The 14,212-nt window shown below is 58.4% G+C and carries 13 protein-coding genes; 10 read left to right on the top strand and 3 right to left on the bottom strand.

From position 1 onward, the window contains the following. Positions 1-74: 74 nt before the first annotated feature. On the bottom strand, positions 75-878 hold the full coding sequence (locus LC354_RS17305) for an IclR family transcriptional regulator domain-containing protein (RefSeq protein ID WP_223426186.1): 804 nt from the start codon (positions 876-878) through the stop codon (positions 75-77). A 249-nt stretch (positions 879-1,127) separates the two neighbouring features. Here LC354_RS17305 and LC354_RS17300 point away from each other — a divergent pair, with 249 nt between their 5' ends. The 10 genes from LC354_RS17300 (at position 1,128) to LC354_RS17250 (ending at position 11,933) form a co-directional block, all read left to right on the top strand. Further along, entirely contained in the window at positions 1,128-2,462 is a 1,335-nt protein-coding gene (locus LC354_RS17300) for an ABC transporter substrate-binding protein (RefSeq protein ID WP_223426184.1), read from the top strand. A 95-nt stretch (positions 2,463-2,557) separates the two neighbouring features. After that, positions 2,558-3,412 carry a carbohydrate ABC transporter permease gene (locus tag LC354_RS17295; RefSeq protein ID WP_223426176.1) on the top strand — a complete coding sequence of 285 codons (855 nt, stop codon included), beginning with the start codon at positions 2,558-2,560 and terminating at the stop codon, positions 3,410-3,412. Next, positions 3,412-4,233 (top strand): carbohydrate ABC transporter permease, encoded by an 822-nt coding sequence (locus tag LC354_RS17290; protein ID WP_223426174.1) that lies wholly within the window; start codon positions 3,412-3,414, stop codon positions 4,231-4,233. Before LC354_RS17295 ends, LC354_RS17290 begins: the two co-directional genes overlap by 1 nt. A gap of 3 nt (positions 4,234-4,236) precedes the next feature. Further along, the gene (locus LC354_RS27710; protein ID WP_263289441.1) at positions 4,237-5,370 is read left to right on the top strand and encodes an ABC transporter ATP-binding protein; all 1,134 of its coding nucleotides are present in this window, start codon (positions 4,237-4,239) and stop codon (positions 5,368-5,370) included. Further along, positions 5,367-6,284, top strand: a complete 918-nt coding sequence (locus LC354_RS17275; RefSeq protein ID WP_223426172.1) for a dihydrodipicolinate synthase family protein — start codon at positions 5,367-5,369, stop codon at positions 6,282-6,284. Before LC354_RS27710 ends, LC354_RS17275 begins: the two co-directional genes overlap by 4 nt. Positions 6,285-6,310: 26 nt before the next feature. After that, positions 6,311-7,093, top strand: a complete 783-nt coding sequence (locus tag LC354_RS17270) for an SDR family oxidoreductase (RefSeq protein ID WP_223426171.1) — start codon at positions 6,311-6,313, stop codon at positions 7,091-7,093. Further along, complete coding sequence (locus LC354_RS17265; protein ID WP_223426169.1) at positions 7,093-7,794, top strand: SDR family NAD(P)-dependent oxidoreductase; 702 nt, start codon at positions 7,093-7,095, stop codon at positions 7,792-7,794. Before LC354_RS17270 ends, LC354_RS17265 begins: the two co-directional genes overlap by 1 nt. Next, on the top strand, positions 7,791-9,173 hold the full coding sequence (locus LC354_RS17260) for an aminotransferase class III-fold pyridoxal phosphate-dependent enzyme (RefSeq protein ID WP_223426162.1): 1,383 nt from the start codon (positions 7,791-7,793) through the stop codon (positions 9,171-9,173). The genes LC354_RS17265 and LC354_RS17260 overlap by 4 nt, the downstream gene beginning before the upstream one ends. Further along, complete coding sequence (locus LC354_RS17255) at positions 9,170-10,063, top strand: polysaccharide deacetylase family protein (protein ID WP_223426156.1); 894 nt, start codon at positions 9,170-9,172, stop codon at positions 10,061-10,063. The genes LC354_RS17260 and LC354_RS17255 overlap by 4 nt, the downstream gene beginning before the upstream one ends. Before the next feature lie 313 nt (positions 10,064-10,376). After that, positions 10,377-11,933, top strand: a complete 1,557-nt coding sequence (locus tag LC354_RS17250; protein ID WP_223426154.1) for a metallophosphoesterase family protein — start codon at positions 10,377-10,379, stop codon at positions 11,931-11,933. Positions 11,934-12,088: 155 nt separating this feature from the next. On the opposite strand, the gene LC354_RS17245 is transcribed toward LC354_RS17250, so the two are convergent. Beyond that, positions 12,089-12,790, bottom strand: coding sequence for a GntR family transcriptional regulator (locus LC354_RS17245; RefSeq protein WP_223426153.1), 702 nt, complete (start codon positions 12,788-12,790; stop codon positions 12,089-12,091). Beyond that, the gene (locus LC354_RS17240; RefSeq protein WP_223426151.1) at positions 12,787-14,151 is read right to left on the bottom strand and encodes a formimidoylglutamate deiminase; all 1,365 of its coding nucleotides are present in this window, start codon (positions 14,149-14,151) and stop codon (positions 12,787-12,789) included. Before LC354_RS17240 ends, LC354_RS17245 begins: the two co-directional genes overlap by 4 nt. Positions 14,152-14,212: the final 61 nt, after the last annotated feature.

Below are 14,212 nucleotides of genomic sequence, written 5' to 3'. Positions count from 1 at the left end.
GCCTGTTCTCAGACGAGGAATGCTATAACTTCTTCAGAGCAGCAGGCTATGAGGCCAATTAAGTGCAACACGCTCTAGCCGATGAGAGCTCTCGAGATGTTGGAAACGGTTGCCTGAAGCTTGGGCAGCACTTCAGCCACCATTTGCTCCGGTGTCATGCGCAGGGTCGGAACGCCCACGTTGATCGCACCAACCAAAGCGCCTGCACTCGTCCGAACCGGAACAGAAATGGACATCAGCCCGATCTCAAGCTCTTGATCCACGAGGGACCAACCCTGATCGCGTACCCGTTCGAGCACCTTCTTGAAGGCCTTGCGCTCCGTCACCGTCTTTTGCGTCATTTTGGTCAGTTCGATGTCACGTAACATCGCTGGCCAATTTTCTTTGGGCTGCGCGGCCAGAAGAACACGTCCGTTGGCGGTACAATGGGCCGGGAAACGCGAGCCGACCGATATACCGACGCTGATCACGCGATGATATTGCGCGCCCGACACGTAAACCACGTCGTAATTGTCGAGAACCGCCGCAGACACACTTTCACCAATGTCTTCGGACAGATGATCGATGAAGGGTTTCGCGATTTCCCAAACGCCTTTCGACGACAATACCGAATGTCCCAGTTCCAACACCAGTGGCGTCAGATCAAACAGCTTGCCGTCAGCCACCGCATACCCTTCGTGTACCAGCGTCAGCAGGATACGCCGCGCGCCTGCGCGGGTATGACCGGTTTCGGCGGCGACCTGGCTGAGCGTCATCTTGCGCCCCGTCCGGTTGAATGCGCGCAAGACCTCAAGTCCCCGTCCCAGTGAGCTCACATAGTCACGCGGGTTCATGCCATTTGAATCAGCCTCATCCATACGGTCCGGTTCAGCCGTCATGAGACCTGCTGGCGCTGTCGGTCTATCCGGTGCAGTTTTCGTCAAATCTTGATCCCGCAGTTACTTTTTCTCATATGCGCCTCTTCGGACGCTTATTCGGATACCACGCAGCCCTTACGCGCGCCAAGGGCATAATAATCGCCCCAAAACTCGGGCAGCGAAAAAAGCGCCTTGCGCGACTCGATAGTTCAAGTGTTATGTTGAACAAACGTGCGCTATGCGAACAATAATGCTCAGGGAGTTGCAGAAATGAATAAACCGTCAATGATCGGCAAATCAATTTCGCGTCGAGGCGCGCTACAGGGAATGGCTGCAGCCACCGCAGTGGCCGCAATCCCGATGCGGGCGTCCGCCCAGGACGCAACTCTGCGCTGGTGGTCACCGCAGGGTGCCCCGGCCCAAGTCGCCGCCTACCAGGCGCAAATCGCCGAATTCGAAGCTGCAAACCCCGGCATAAAGGTGGTATTCGAGACAACATCCGACGAAGGATACGCCCCCCAGCTTGCAGCCGCGTTCTCCTCCGGTGAGGTGCCCGATATCGTCACCCACCTACCCTCTTTCGCAACGCAGTCCTACTATGCCAACGGTTTGCTAGAGCCTTTCAACGACGTGATCGAAGCCATCGGCGTGGACGATTTCTATCCCGGCGCGAACGACGTCTTCAAAGCGGCTGATGGTAACTATGCCGGCACCGGCATCGGCAACTCCGCCGCAAACATGCTTTGGCTGCGTACGGACCTGATGGAAGAGGCAGGGATTGCGGAAGCCCCCACAACGTGGGACGAACTGCGCACCGCCTGTCAGGCCATGCAGAAGGGCGGCATCTATGGCGCGGTCCTGCCTTATGGTCGAAATTCAATGACGACCCTCATCTTCGTGGGCGTCATCCATCAGGCGGGCGGTCAGGTGTTCGACACCGATCTGAATGTGAACCTTGACACTCAGGCGACGCGCGATGCGCTGGAATTCTATGCGTCGATGCGCGAGCTTTGCCCTCCCGGCGCCACCAACTACAGCTGGGGCGAAGCGATCACGGCCTTTGTTTCCGGTGCAACAGCCACAGGCATCTACACCGGGCGCGTTCTTGGCAACGTAAACGCTCAAAACCCGCCAATCGCGGACTTCATTACCTGTGTGACCTACCCCACGAAATCGGCGGACATCCCGACATGGACGTTCAACGACTTCCCCAGCGTTTTCATTCCCAAGCAATCCAGGAACATCGACGCAGCCAAAGCCTTCGCTGCCTCGCTGTTTAACCCGCCGGGCTATATCCAGCAGTTGCACGCGGCCCCCGGTCACGTGCTGCCGGTGCTCAAGTCGATCAACAACAACCCCTTGTATCAGGCCAACGAGATCATCCAGAAGTACCCGGCAGAGGTCGAGTTGATGTCGCAAGCGGCGGCGGGCGGTTTCAACCTGGGATATGAGAGCGAGAACCATCCATCCAACGAGAAAGCCGGCGAGGTCGTCGGATCGGGTGTGATCGCGGATATGGTCCAGCGCGTCGTCCTGAATGGTGAAAACCCGGATCAGGTGATCGGCGAAACCACGACAGCCATCGAAAACATCATGAACGGGTGATGCCGAAACAGGTCGGGCCGCCTGACGGGCAGCCCGACCCCGAGCGACATATAATGGCAATGCAAAAACAGACTCTTCTAGAGCGCCGGTATTCCATGCTCGGCCTCCTTCTGATCGCACCCACCGTCTTGGTGTTTTGCGCGGTCATCGTCTATCCGTTGATCTCTGCCATCTATTTGTCGCTGTTCAAGATTTTTACGCCAACGCTGGAAGGAACCTGGGTCGGGCTGGACAATTACCGCGAACTGCTGACCAAGGGTGAGTTTTGGACATCGCTCCGGACGAACCTGATCTGGACTGTCGGCACGCTCTCCCTTCAGATCATCTTTGGCGTCGGCATGGCCTTGGTTCTGCATCAGAATATCTGGTTTCGCAGCCTTGCGCGATCACTGATCCTGTTTCCGTATTTCATATCGACCGTCGTTGCGGTTCTGGTGTGGAAGTGGCTGTTCAACGATCTCTATGGCATACTAAATCACTTCATGATGAGTGCAGGGCTTATCGAGTTTCCAATCGACTATCTGGGCACGATGCCCAATGCGATGATCTCTGTCATTCTGGTCGGTGCGTGGAAATATTTCCCGTTCGTCGTCATCGCTGTGCTGGCGCGTCTGCAATCCATCCCCGATCAACTCTACGAGGCAGCGCGGATCGATGGCGCGGGACCAATTGCACGGTTTTTTGATGTCACCTTGCCGCAACTTCGTGAAGTGCTTGTGGTCATTATACTGCTCCGTGCAATCTGGGACTTCAAGGAATTCGATCTGATCTTCCTTTTGACTGGGGGCGGGCCCGTGACGTCGACCCAGACGCTGCCGCTCGTGGTCTACAAAGAAGCCTTTTCGCTTAATCAGATGGGGATGGCGGCGGCCTATGCGGTGATCATGATGCTGATCATGCTTGTTTTCATGCTCTTGTATATGCGCCGCACCCGGACGGAGGGCTCGTGATGGTTCGCAAGATCGCGTTCAATCTTTTCGCATGGTCAATCGTTCTGGTGGTGGCCTTTCCGCTGTTCTGGATGCTGGTCACATCGGTCAAGCCACAGTTCGAACTGTTCCGCCGCCCGCCAACCGTCCTGCCCGAAACCTGGACATTCGAGCATTACTGGAAACTGCTGAGCGAAACCAACTTCCTCGGCTACTTCTGGAATTCCGTCATCTTGTCGACCACCACGACGATTGTGGTCGTCGCCATTGCAACCCTGGGATCCTACAGCCTTGTGCGGTTTCGGTACCGGGGCCGCGAATCCCTCGCATTTCTGGTGCTCTTCACCTACCTTTTGCCTTCCGTGGTGCTGATTCTGCCGCTGTATCTGATGCTGGTGCAACTTGGCCTGTCCAACACCATCACATCTTTGGTCATAGCCTACACGACATTCGCCCTGCCCTATGCCCTGTGGCTCTTGCGGTCCTTCATGGCGGGCATCCCCGAAGATCTGGAATCGGCGGCACTGGTGGACGGCGCATCCCGGCTGGGCGCGTTCTGGGACGTGATCCTGCCGCAGCTTTTGCCGGGCATTATTTCCACGGCCTTGTTCACATTCATCCTGTCATGGAACGAATACCTTTATGCGCTGGTGCTGGTGAATTCCGACGAGGCGCGGCCCCTGACGACCGGCGTGATGAACATGCTGATCTCGTCGTTCAATATCGAATGGTCGCTGCTGATGGCCGCGTCGGTGATGATGAGCGTGCCGCTGATTGTCGTCTTCGCCTTCCTGCAAAGTTATCTCACCCGCGGTTTCGGCGCGGGTGGTGTGAAAGGATAATCGATGGCCGATGTGGTCTTGTCGAACGTGAACAAGAAATTTGGGACCTTCTCTGCGGTGGAGAATTTGAATCTGGATATCCAACAGGGCGAGTTCATCTCCCTGCTTGGACCGTCGGGATGTGGCAAGACGACCACCTTGCGCATGCTGGCCGGACTGGAGTTTCCGACCTCCGGCGAGATCCGCATCGGTGACCGCGTCGTCAACGATGTGGCACCGGGCGACAGGGATATCGCGATGGTGTTTCAGTCCTACGCGCTTTATCCGCACATGTCCGTTGGCCAGAACATCGCCTATCCTTTGAAAAAGCGCCGGGTGCCAAAAGCCGAGCGCGGGGAAATGGTCGCCAAGACCGCCGAGATGCTGCAACTGACGCCGTTGCTCAACCGAAAGCCCAAAGAACTGTCTGGCGGTCAACAACAAAGGGTCGCACTGGGGCGCGCGCTGGTGCGCGACCCCAAGGTCTTCCTGTTCGACGAGCCGCTGTCAAACCTCGATGCAAAGTTGCGCGGCTACATGCGGGCCGAGTTGATCGAACTGCATCAACGCCTTGGGCGCACGATGGTCTACGTCACCCATGACCAGCTCGAAGCGATGACCATGTCCGACCGCATCGCCGTGATGGAAGGCGGCAAACTGCAGCAATTCGCACCGCCCCAAGAGGTCTATCGCGCCCCTGCGAACCGCTTCGTCGCAAGCTTCATCGGGACACCCGGCATGAACATCGTCGATGGCGAACTGCGCGAGGAAAACGGTCGCTGGCTGTTCGAGGCCGAGGGACTTTCCGTCGACGCGGGCCACCTCGGGCCCGATGCCCGGCCCGGGCCTGCAGCGATGGGGATCCGTCCCGAAGGCCTCGACATCGGGGCTGGTCCCATCACCGGCACCGTTCAACTCGTCGAACAGACCGGCCATGAGAACATTACAGTCGTGCGCCTCGCAGGGGATTTGCGCATGACTGGCCGCACAGCCCCGGATCAGATCTGGAAAACGGGCGCGCCCGTTCAATTCAGCATCGACGCCACGCAGGCGCATTTCTTTGCGGAAGGCCCAACCGGCAAGCGACTGAACCGGGAGGACCCGGCGGTCGAGGCGCAAGCGGCCAACCACGCGACACTGAAGGAGGCGATATCTTGAACCGCAATTCCGTAAACTGGTCCGGGCCAATGCCCGCCACCACCACGCCCTTTACCTCTGATTTGCAGATTGACGAGGAAAGCTTTCTCGCCAACCTCTCAAGGCTGTTTGACTCAGGGGCCACCGGCATGGTCGTCGCGGGATGCACCGGCGAGTTCTGGGCGCTCACGTTGGACGAACGGGCCAGACTGGCAAAGCTTGCAGTGGATGCGAGCAAAGGGCGTGGCACGACGATCGTTGGCACCGGGAGTATCCGCGAAGAGGAAATCATCGACCAGATCTTTGCCGCCAAAGAGGCAGGGGCCGATGGTGTTCTGGTCATGCCGCCTTATTTTGCCCGGGTGACGGACGCGGAAATCATAGCCCATTTCGAGGCGATCGCCGACCGCTCCGTTTTGCCGGTCGTCTTGTACAACATCCCCGGCAACGCGGGAAATGCGATCACCCCCGCAATTGCTGATCGATTGGCCGATCTGGACAAGGTTGTCGCAATCAAGGAATCGAGTGGTGACTGGAACAATTTTCAGGCCACCCTGAACCGCGTCAAAGACCGCATCCGGGTGTTCTGCGGCCCGTCTTCGATATTCGGCGTGCCTGCAACGCTTGCAGGGGCTGACGGATTGATCGATTGTTTTCCGAACGTCTGGGCGCCCGGTTGTCTTGATTTGTGGCACAAGACAAAAGCCGGGGACATGGAGGCGGCCTGGGCCCTGCAAGAAACCGGGATCGCCCTGACCGAACTGTTCACGACGGGCGGTCGCACGCTGTATCCGGCGACCAAGGCGGTGATGAACCATCAGGGCAATCCGGGAGGTGGTCATATGCGCCCACCCTACCGCGATCTGGATGGTGCGCCTCTGGAAACCCTCATCGCGGGGCTCGAGAAATTGATGCCCATCCCCGCCCATGCTTAAACAACACCCAACAAAGGAACGCAGGAATGGATCTAGGACTGAAAGGCAAACGCGCCATTGTGACGGCTGCCAGTCGCGGCCTTGGATACGCGACCGCACGGTCTTTGGCAGGCGAAGGCGTAGATGTGACGCTGAATGCGCGCAGTGAACCGGCCCTGATGGAGGCTGCTGACACGATCCGCAACGAAACAGGCGTCGAGGTCAGAACCATCGCGGCCGATTTCACCGATGCGACCGGGCGCGCCGCCATCCTCGAAGTGGCAGGCGAAGTCGATATCCTCGTGTCCAACCCCGGCGTCCGGCAAGTGCCGACACCGTGGGAAGACATCACACCTGACGATTGGCGATACTGGATGGAGGCCCATTTTCTATCGTCGGTCGAAATGATGCAGGCCGTCGCACCCGGCATGAAAGCCCGCAAGTTCGGACGGATCGTCAACATGTCGGTGAGTTTCATCAAATTTCCACAGCTTGGCTTTGCGCACAGCCATGCAGCACGTCTTGCCCTGTCGGGTGCCACCGCCGCCATGACGCGGGACCTGATCGGGCATAACGTAACGATCAACACAGTCTGCCCCGGGCTTTTTGACACGGATGCGTTGCATACCAACCTGCATGGCCATGCCAAACGCGGCAACACGACCTATGAAGCGATTGTCCAGAACCGCAAGGACACCTGCCCGGCTGGCCGCTTTGCGGATCCAAAGGAATGCGGCGACCTCATTGCGTTTCTGTGCTCTGCGCAGGCGGGCTTTATGTCCGGACAGAACATCGTGAACGACGGCGGCGTGTATCAGGGCTTGTTCTGATGAAAAAGGTGGCGATGGTTTCCGGTGCTGGTCGGGGGCTTGGTGCGGCCATCGCCGACAAGCTTTTGGCGGATGGCTGGTCTCTTTCGCTTGGCCTGCGCGATACCACACAGGCCAAACGGTTCACTGCGGACCCGGAGCGTGTTCAGGTCAGCCCGTTCGATGCAACCGATCCAGACAGCGCCACCGCGTGGGTACAGGCCACCGTCGATCAGTTTGGCCAACTTGATGCACTGATCAACAATGCCGGAATTTTGCGCATGGTGGATTTTGATCAAGGCTCCGAAGACGACCTTGACGATCTGTGGGCGGTCAACGTCAAAGCCCCGTTTCGACTGATCCGTGCCGCGCTGCCCCATCTCAAGGCCAGTGGTGCGGGGCGCGTCATCAACATCGCGTCCACTGATGCCAAACGGTTCCGGGCCGGCACATCCATTGGGTACTCGATGACCAAGCACGCCCTCCTTGCCATGACCCAAGCTGTGCGGCAGGCCGGATGGGATGACGGCGTGCGGGCCACGGCCCTGTGTCCTGGCGCCATCGATACGGACCTGATCGCCCATCTTCCGGGCGTGACACCCAAAGCGGATCGCCTGACGCCAGAAACGGTCGCCAGCATGGTCGCCTTCATTGTCGCTTTGCCCAATCAGGCAAGCGTGCCAGAGTTCATCGCGAACACCCGATTGGAGCCACTCATATGACCCTGAATGCACATATCAACGATGAGCTCGCCGCTTGGGATCGTGACAACCTGTTGCACCCCACCACGCATGTGGCAAAGCACGCGCGGGGCGATACGCCGGGCCGCATTATGACAGGGGGCGACGGCGTCTATGTCACGGACCGCGATGGCAACCGAATGCTCGATGCTTTTGCAGCCCTTTACTGCGTGAACGCGGGCTATGGCCGGACCGAAATTGCCGATGCCATGTCAAAGCAGGCGCATGAACTGGCATACTTTCACTCTTTCGCGGGTCACGGAAACGAACCGGCAATCCGGCTTGCCAAGATGATCATGGACCGGGCACCGGATCATATGGCGCGCGTCTATTTCGGTCTGTCCGGGTCAGATGCGAATGAGAGCAATGTCAAATACGCCTGGCACTATCACATCTTGCGCGGCCAGCCCGAAAAGAAGAAGATCATCAGCCGTTGGCGCGGGTATCACGGCTCGGGTCTGGTCTCCGGTTCGTTAACTGGTCTCGCAGGCTATCACGCGCGGTTCCATCTGCCACTGCCGGGTTTTCTGCATACGGAAACGCCGCATTACCTGCGTAGGCCGGACGCGGACATGTCAGAGGCGGACTACCTCGATCACTTGATCACAGCCCTTGAAGACATGATTGATCGCGAGGGCCCCGAGACCATCGCCGCCTTTATCGGCGAGCCGATCATGGGGACCGGTGGTATCCTGCCTCCGCCGGCAGGGTACTGGGCGCGGGTTCAGGAGGTTCTGTACCGCCATCATATTCTTTTGATAACAGACGAAGTCGTCACAGGCTTTGGCCGTATGGGCGAGATGTTCGGCTCGACATATTATGACATCAAGCCCGACTTCATGACGATCGCAAAGGGGCTGACGTCCGCCTATGCGCCCCTGTCCGGATCGATCCTTTCGGACCGCGTTTTCGACGTTCTGAGCCAGGGCACGGACGAACACGGCGTCCTTTGCCATGGCTGGACCTATTCGGCCCACCCTGTTTCGGCGGCAGCCGGTGTCGCGACCCTCAATCTGATCGACGATCTTGGGCTGGTCGCGCAGGCGGCGGAAAACGGCCCCTATCTCAAACAACAATTGCTGGCCGCCGTCGGCGATCATCGCAATGTCGCCGAGGTTCGGGGCGACGGTCTTTTGGCGGCCGTCGAGTTGATGGACGACCCGGCCTCGCGCACCTTCTTTCCGACCATGAGTGTGGCACCCAAGGTGGCGGACGCCATGCTCAGACGCGGCGTGATCTCGCGCGCGATGCCCGAAGGCGATATCATGGGTTTTGCACCGCCTCTGTCCATCACCAGGGACGAAATCGATATCGTAGCCGCCGCCCTCAAGGATGCGTTGCACGAAGTTCTGGGGACATGAACACGGACAGGCCGTGGGAGACACCCGAGGCTGAGTGGCGCGCGGATGTAACCCGTGTGCGCGCCGGCAAACCCTTGAAACCCAAACGCTGGCCGGGCGGAGCGCGTTGTGCTTTCGCGCTGTCGTTCGACTGCGATCACGAGACCTTCGAACTGGGAACAGGACGCGCTGCGATCGGGCGCATGGCGTGGGGGGAGTTCGGGCGCCGCACCGGCGTGCCTCGTATCCTCGAAACCCTAGCCAGACATGATGTGCGCGCGAGCTTTTTCGTCCCGGCCGTCGCAGGATTGATCGAACCGGACGCCCTGAACCCCATCGCCGATACAGGTCACGAGATCGGCGTACATGGCTGGATACATGAAAATACATCTCTGCTGACCCGCGACGTCGAGAAAGACCTGATGCTGCGCTCCCGCGACGCTCTGCGCGACATGACGGGCGTTGAACCGGTTGGCCACCGCGCCGCCAATTGGGATCTGAGCGCAGACACGATCGACCTCGTCGCCGAATTGGGCTTTGCCTATGACAGCTCGATGATGGCCGACGACAGTTGCTATGAACTTCTCTCGAATGGGCACCCAACCGGTGTCGTGGAAATACCGGTCGATTGGGTGCGCGACGATGCCGTTTACCTTCTGTTCAATCGCGCCCCGCCTACCCGTCCGTGGACGCCACCCGAAGCGGTTTTCGATATTTTCCGCCGTGAATTCGACGCGGCATACGCTGAAGGTGGCGTGTGCCAACTGGTCATGCACCCATTCGTCATCGGCTACCGCTCACGGATCTGGATACTCGACCACCTTGTCCAACATGCCAGGTCCAAGGGCGATGTCTGGTTCCCGACCCATGCCGAACTGGCCGCCTGGGTGACTGATCCCGGTGCGTATTGACAGGCATCCTTTGCTCATAAGTTTTTTGGATCCACGCGTCTGGACGATCCAAGAAGCCCGGCCAAAATTCACCAATGATCAGCGTGACCACAGTGGTTGTATCACTGTTTGACGACAGATTGTGCAGTTTATCCAGATCGCCTTGGCTCAAGGTGGATTGCTTCAGATGAAAACAGGCCTGAATTTCAATGAACAAGCGCTCCGCGTTTTGATTGGCACATAAACTATGTTGGTCAAATGAAAAATTCAGCGCTACCGTTGGTAGAATACTTGCGGTCAAACCAGTCACCAACACAGTTGAGGGAGCACGACCATGCCTGCCATGATCCAAGGCGAAGCGGCCATTTCGCCGAAACTTGACCTTTTGCTCCGGAAACCGGAGGACAGACCGCCCGCTGAGCAACTTGCCCTCACGTTCGACCCTATCGAGGTCATCAAGGACCTCGAAGACTTGCACGAATCTCTGAAAGAGGCCGATGCCATGCTGAAGGCAATCGTCCCGTATCTCGAACCACCGCATCACCGGCCTGAAATCCCTGCGGTCGGCGAGATCGAATTCGGGATTTTACCATTCTGGGCCAAGAATCCCGACCAGATTCCTTACGAAGAGGAGATACCACATGTCTTTCTCAAGTTCCTGAAACTTGTCGATGATCTTGGTCTGATCCCGGAACCGACGGTCACACTCTGTGATTACAAGAAAATCAAATTGGCGGCTCAGAACAACACGGCGATTTCGCCCGATGGCACCTCTTGGGAAATCAATGACTTTGGTCAATTGGATTTGCGCTGGCTCGAGGCGCCGATCAACATGCTTTTGGTCAATCATGACTACAAGAAGTATCCGTGGCCTGTACCGGACCCGAAAAACCCGGCTCTCAGTCCCCTCGTGGGATCAATCCAGGCCGACGCAGCGCGCGGGGGCAAAACGATGTTTGCCATTGCAGGCGACTGGGGCACTGGGGCTGCTGACGCCGTTGCCGTGCGCGGGGCGGCGATGGAACTCAATCCCGATTACCTGTTTCACCTCGGCGATGTATATTACACAGGCACTCCGGAATTTTCGCTCAAACGTCCCTTTCTCGGGTCAGGCTATGAAAACGCGCATCTTGTCGACTTCTGGCCCAAGGACGATTTGAAGCCGGGTCGATCCTTTACCATGAATTCCAATCACGAAATGTATACCGGCGCCTGGGGCCTGTTCGAGGACGCGCTGTCCAGCCCCATCTTTGCGCACCAAAATGGTTTTTCCTATGGCATGATCGAAAACGATGATTGGCAGATCTTTTATCTGGATAGCGCGTATTGCAGTCCGGATTTCCTCAAAATGTATGGTGCGCTCAGCGACGATCAGATCAGTTTCGTGCAAGCCATGCGCAAGGGCAAAAGCAACAAGAAAACCATCGTCATGACCCATCACACGCCTTTTGACCTGACCGGGCAGATCGAGCAGATCAGCGATGGCAAATCTCTGCTACGGGACGTTGCCGCGGCACTGGGCAATTCGCTGCCGGATTATTGGTACTTTGGGCATATCCATGATGGGATCGTGTACGCGCCGAAAAAGGTCATGGACACACCATCAGGCCCCGCCATTCCGGGGGTCTGCCGCATGCGCTGCACCGGTCACGCATCCATGCCCTACGGAGCGCCTTGGGGTCTGGCAAAAGTGAACAGGACGCCACCTTTTAAAAAGACAGGCTTCATTGATCATATCGAGTTTTTTGCGCAGTCGCCAAAACTCGACTGCGGCCTGTTGGTCAAGAATGGTTTCATGACCGTCACTCTGGACGGCGATACAATCGAAGAAGCCTTCTACGACAGTGATTGTGTTAAGGTTTGGCCTCTGGACGAGGCCCCCATCGCGTAAAGGAACCGGTCATTTTACGCCAATGGCACCGCGACGCGTCCGAAACGGCCGGTCCGCAGGGCTCAAAGCGGGTTTACGTATGCGCATGAAACCTCCGTTGCACGGCGACGTCTCGTGAGATCGCAATCGTCCGCCAAAACAATCGTGTCGTCGGCCTATAGACCCGTTCGGAGTTGATATCCGGGCGTGAACAGCAATTGCACTTTCGTCACCGATGCCTCCCGGTTCCAGGTCAGCCTGTCTATCGCCAGGACCGCACTGTTTTCGGCGATTCCAAGGCTGTCAGCGTCTGCGCCGTTCGCCTGAATCGCACTGAAGGCGATGTCACCATGGGTGTAAGCGGCGTGTTGCAGCAGCCATTCATTGGCACTGACGCGATCAAAAGGTTCGTTCATGGCCTCGGGCACAACCCGCATGTTGATCCAGCGGTTTTCAAGCGCATAGGGCGCACCCTCTGCCAGATGCAAGGCCCGCACATGCAGCAGCTTTTCTGTCGATCCTGTCCGCATCGCACCGCTGATGGCGAGGGGCGGCGTCAGATAGTGGCGCTCGATCAAGAGATGGTCATAGGTGTCACCGCGCGCCTCGACTTCATGGCGGATCACCGCAATCTCCAGCGTGGCCTTGGCCACAGGCTGTGCCGCAACGCGCGTTCCCGCCTTGCGCCGCCGGTCAAGCAGGCCTGTCTCAGCCACAGCGCGCAGCGCCCTGTTCACCGTGGCGCGCGCGCATCCGAATTCCACGGCCAGATCCGCTTCGTTCGGGATCAAATCACCCGGCTTCCAGTCCCGCGCATGGATGCGCCGCAAGACTTCGGCCTGAACGCTTTGCCAGGTTCTGAATGAAGATGGGGTCATATCGCACCTTTCAGAGCATCGACAGCCTGCTTGTAGGCGGCAACGATCTGCGCGCGCGCCACATGTTTGCCGTCCACGACCACATGGCGTCCCGCTGACCACACGTCTCGGACGAGGTGATCGTCCCCCGCGAATATCCAACTGTCCAGAATGTCATCGCCGGATCTGCCCCAGAGATGTTCCGACGTTCCATCAAGGCTCAGCATGTCAGCCCAATAGCCGACTTCAATGCGCCCTGATCGACGCTCGGCAGCTTTCGCACCGCCCTGCAACGTGGCGTCATACATCCGACGACCCGTAGATCGCTCTGCCGAGGCCAGCGCCGCGCGCGAGCCGTCGCGCAAACGCTGCGAATAGTCGAGCGTCCTCAACTCCTCGCTCAGCGCAATGCGGATGTTGCTGTCTGAGCCGATTGCAAATGCACCGCCTTCCTCGACCCACCGCACCGCGTCGAATATGCCATCCCCAAGGCTGCTTTCCGTGATTGGGCACAGGCCCGCCACGGCCCCTGTGCGCGCAAGAGCAATGGTTTCGTCAGCCGTCATTTGCGTGCAATGGATCAGACACCAGCGTTCGTTCAGATCAAGGTGCTCCAGCGCCCAGTGAACCGGACGGGCGTTCCAGTGGCGCATCACCTCGTCGACCTCCGCGGTTTGTTCGGCCAGATGCATATGGATCGGCCCGGTCGGAAAGGCATTTGTATAGGATTGCAGGTCAGCGATGCCGACGGCCCGCAAGGAGTGGGGCGCGACACCCATGCTTGCATCAGCGCAGGCCCCTTTCATCGCAGCCCCTGCGGCGGCGTGCAGCGTCTGGAACTGTTCCATCGTGTTGCCAAACCGGATCTGCCCCGCCGCGAGAGGACGCCCGTTGCAGCCGCCGAACTGGTAGTGCACCGGCAGCAAGCACAACCCGATGCCTGTCTGCTCTGCCGCTGCCATGATGCGCGTCGATGTTTCGGCAATATCCGCGTAGGCCGCGCCACCCGGTTGGTGATGCAGGTAATGAAACTCGACGGACGCGCCGTACCCGGCCTCCAGCATTTCCATCTGCACAAGAGCAGCAATGGCCTCGATCTGCTCTGGCGTCAGACAATCAAGAAAGCGGAAAATCAGGCGACGCCAGGTCCAGAAGCTGTCCTTTGGGTCCGGACCACGCCGCTCGGTCAACCCGGCCATGGCGCGCTGGAAAGCGTGACTGTGCACGTTGACGGGGGCGGGCAGCAGTATCGGGACGCGGCGGCCATCAGGCGCTGCGCCGATTTGAACCGCGTCGATACGACCATCTGCGCCGACTTCTATAAGCACATCCGATGCCCAGCCCGATGGCAACAAGGCCGTCTCAGCCCAAATGCTGGTCATGTTTCACTCCGCTTGACAGATTATTATGTATGCACATAAAGATATAAAGATCACGCTAATG

The organism is Tateyamaria pelophila, from assembly GCF_019966495.1.
GTDB classification, from domain to species: Bacteria; Pseudomonadota; Alphaproteobacteria; order Rhodobacterales; family Rhodobacteraceae; genus Tateyamaria; species Tateyamaria pelophila.
This window is presented reverse-complemented; position numbering and strand designations above follow the sequence as displayed.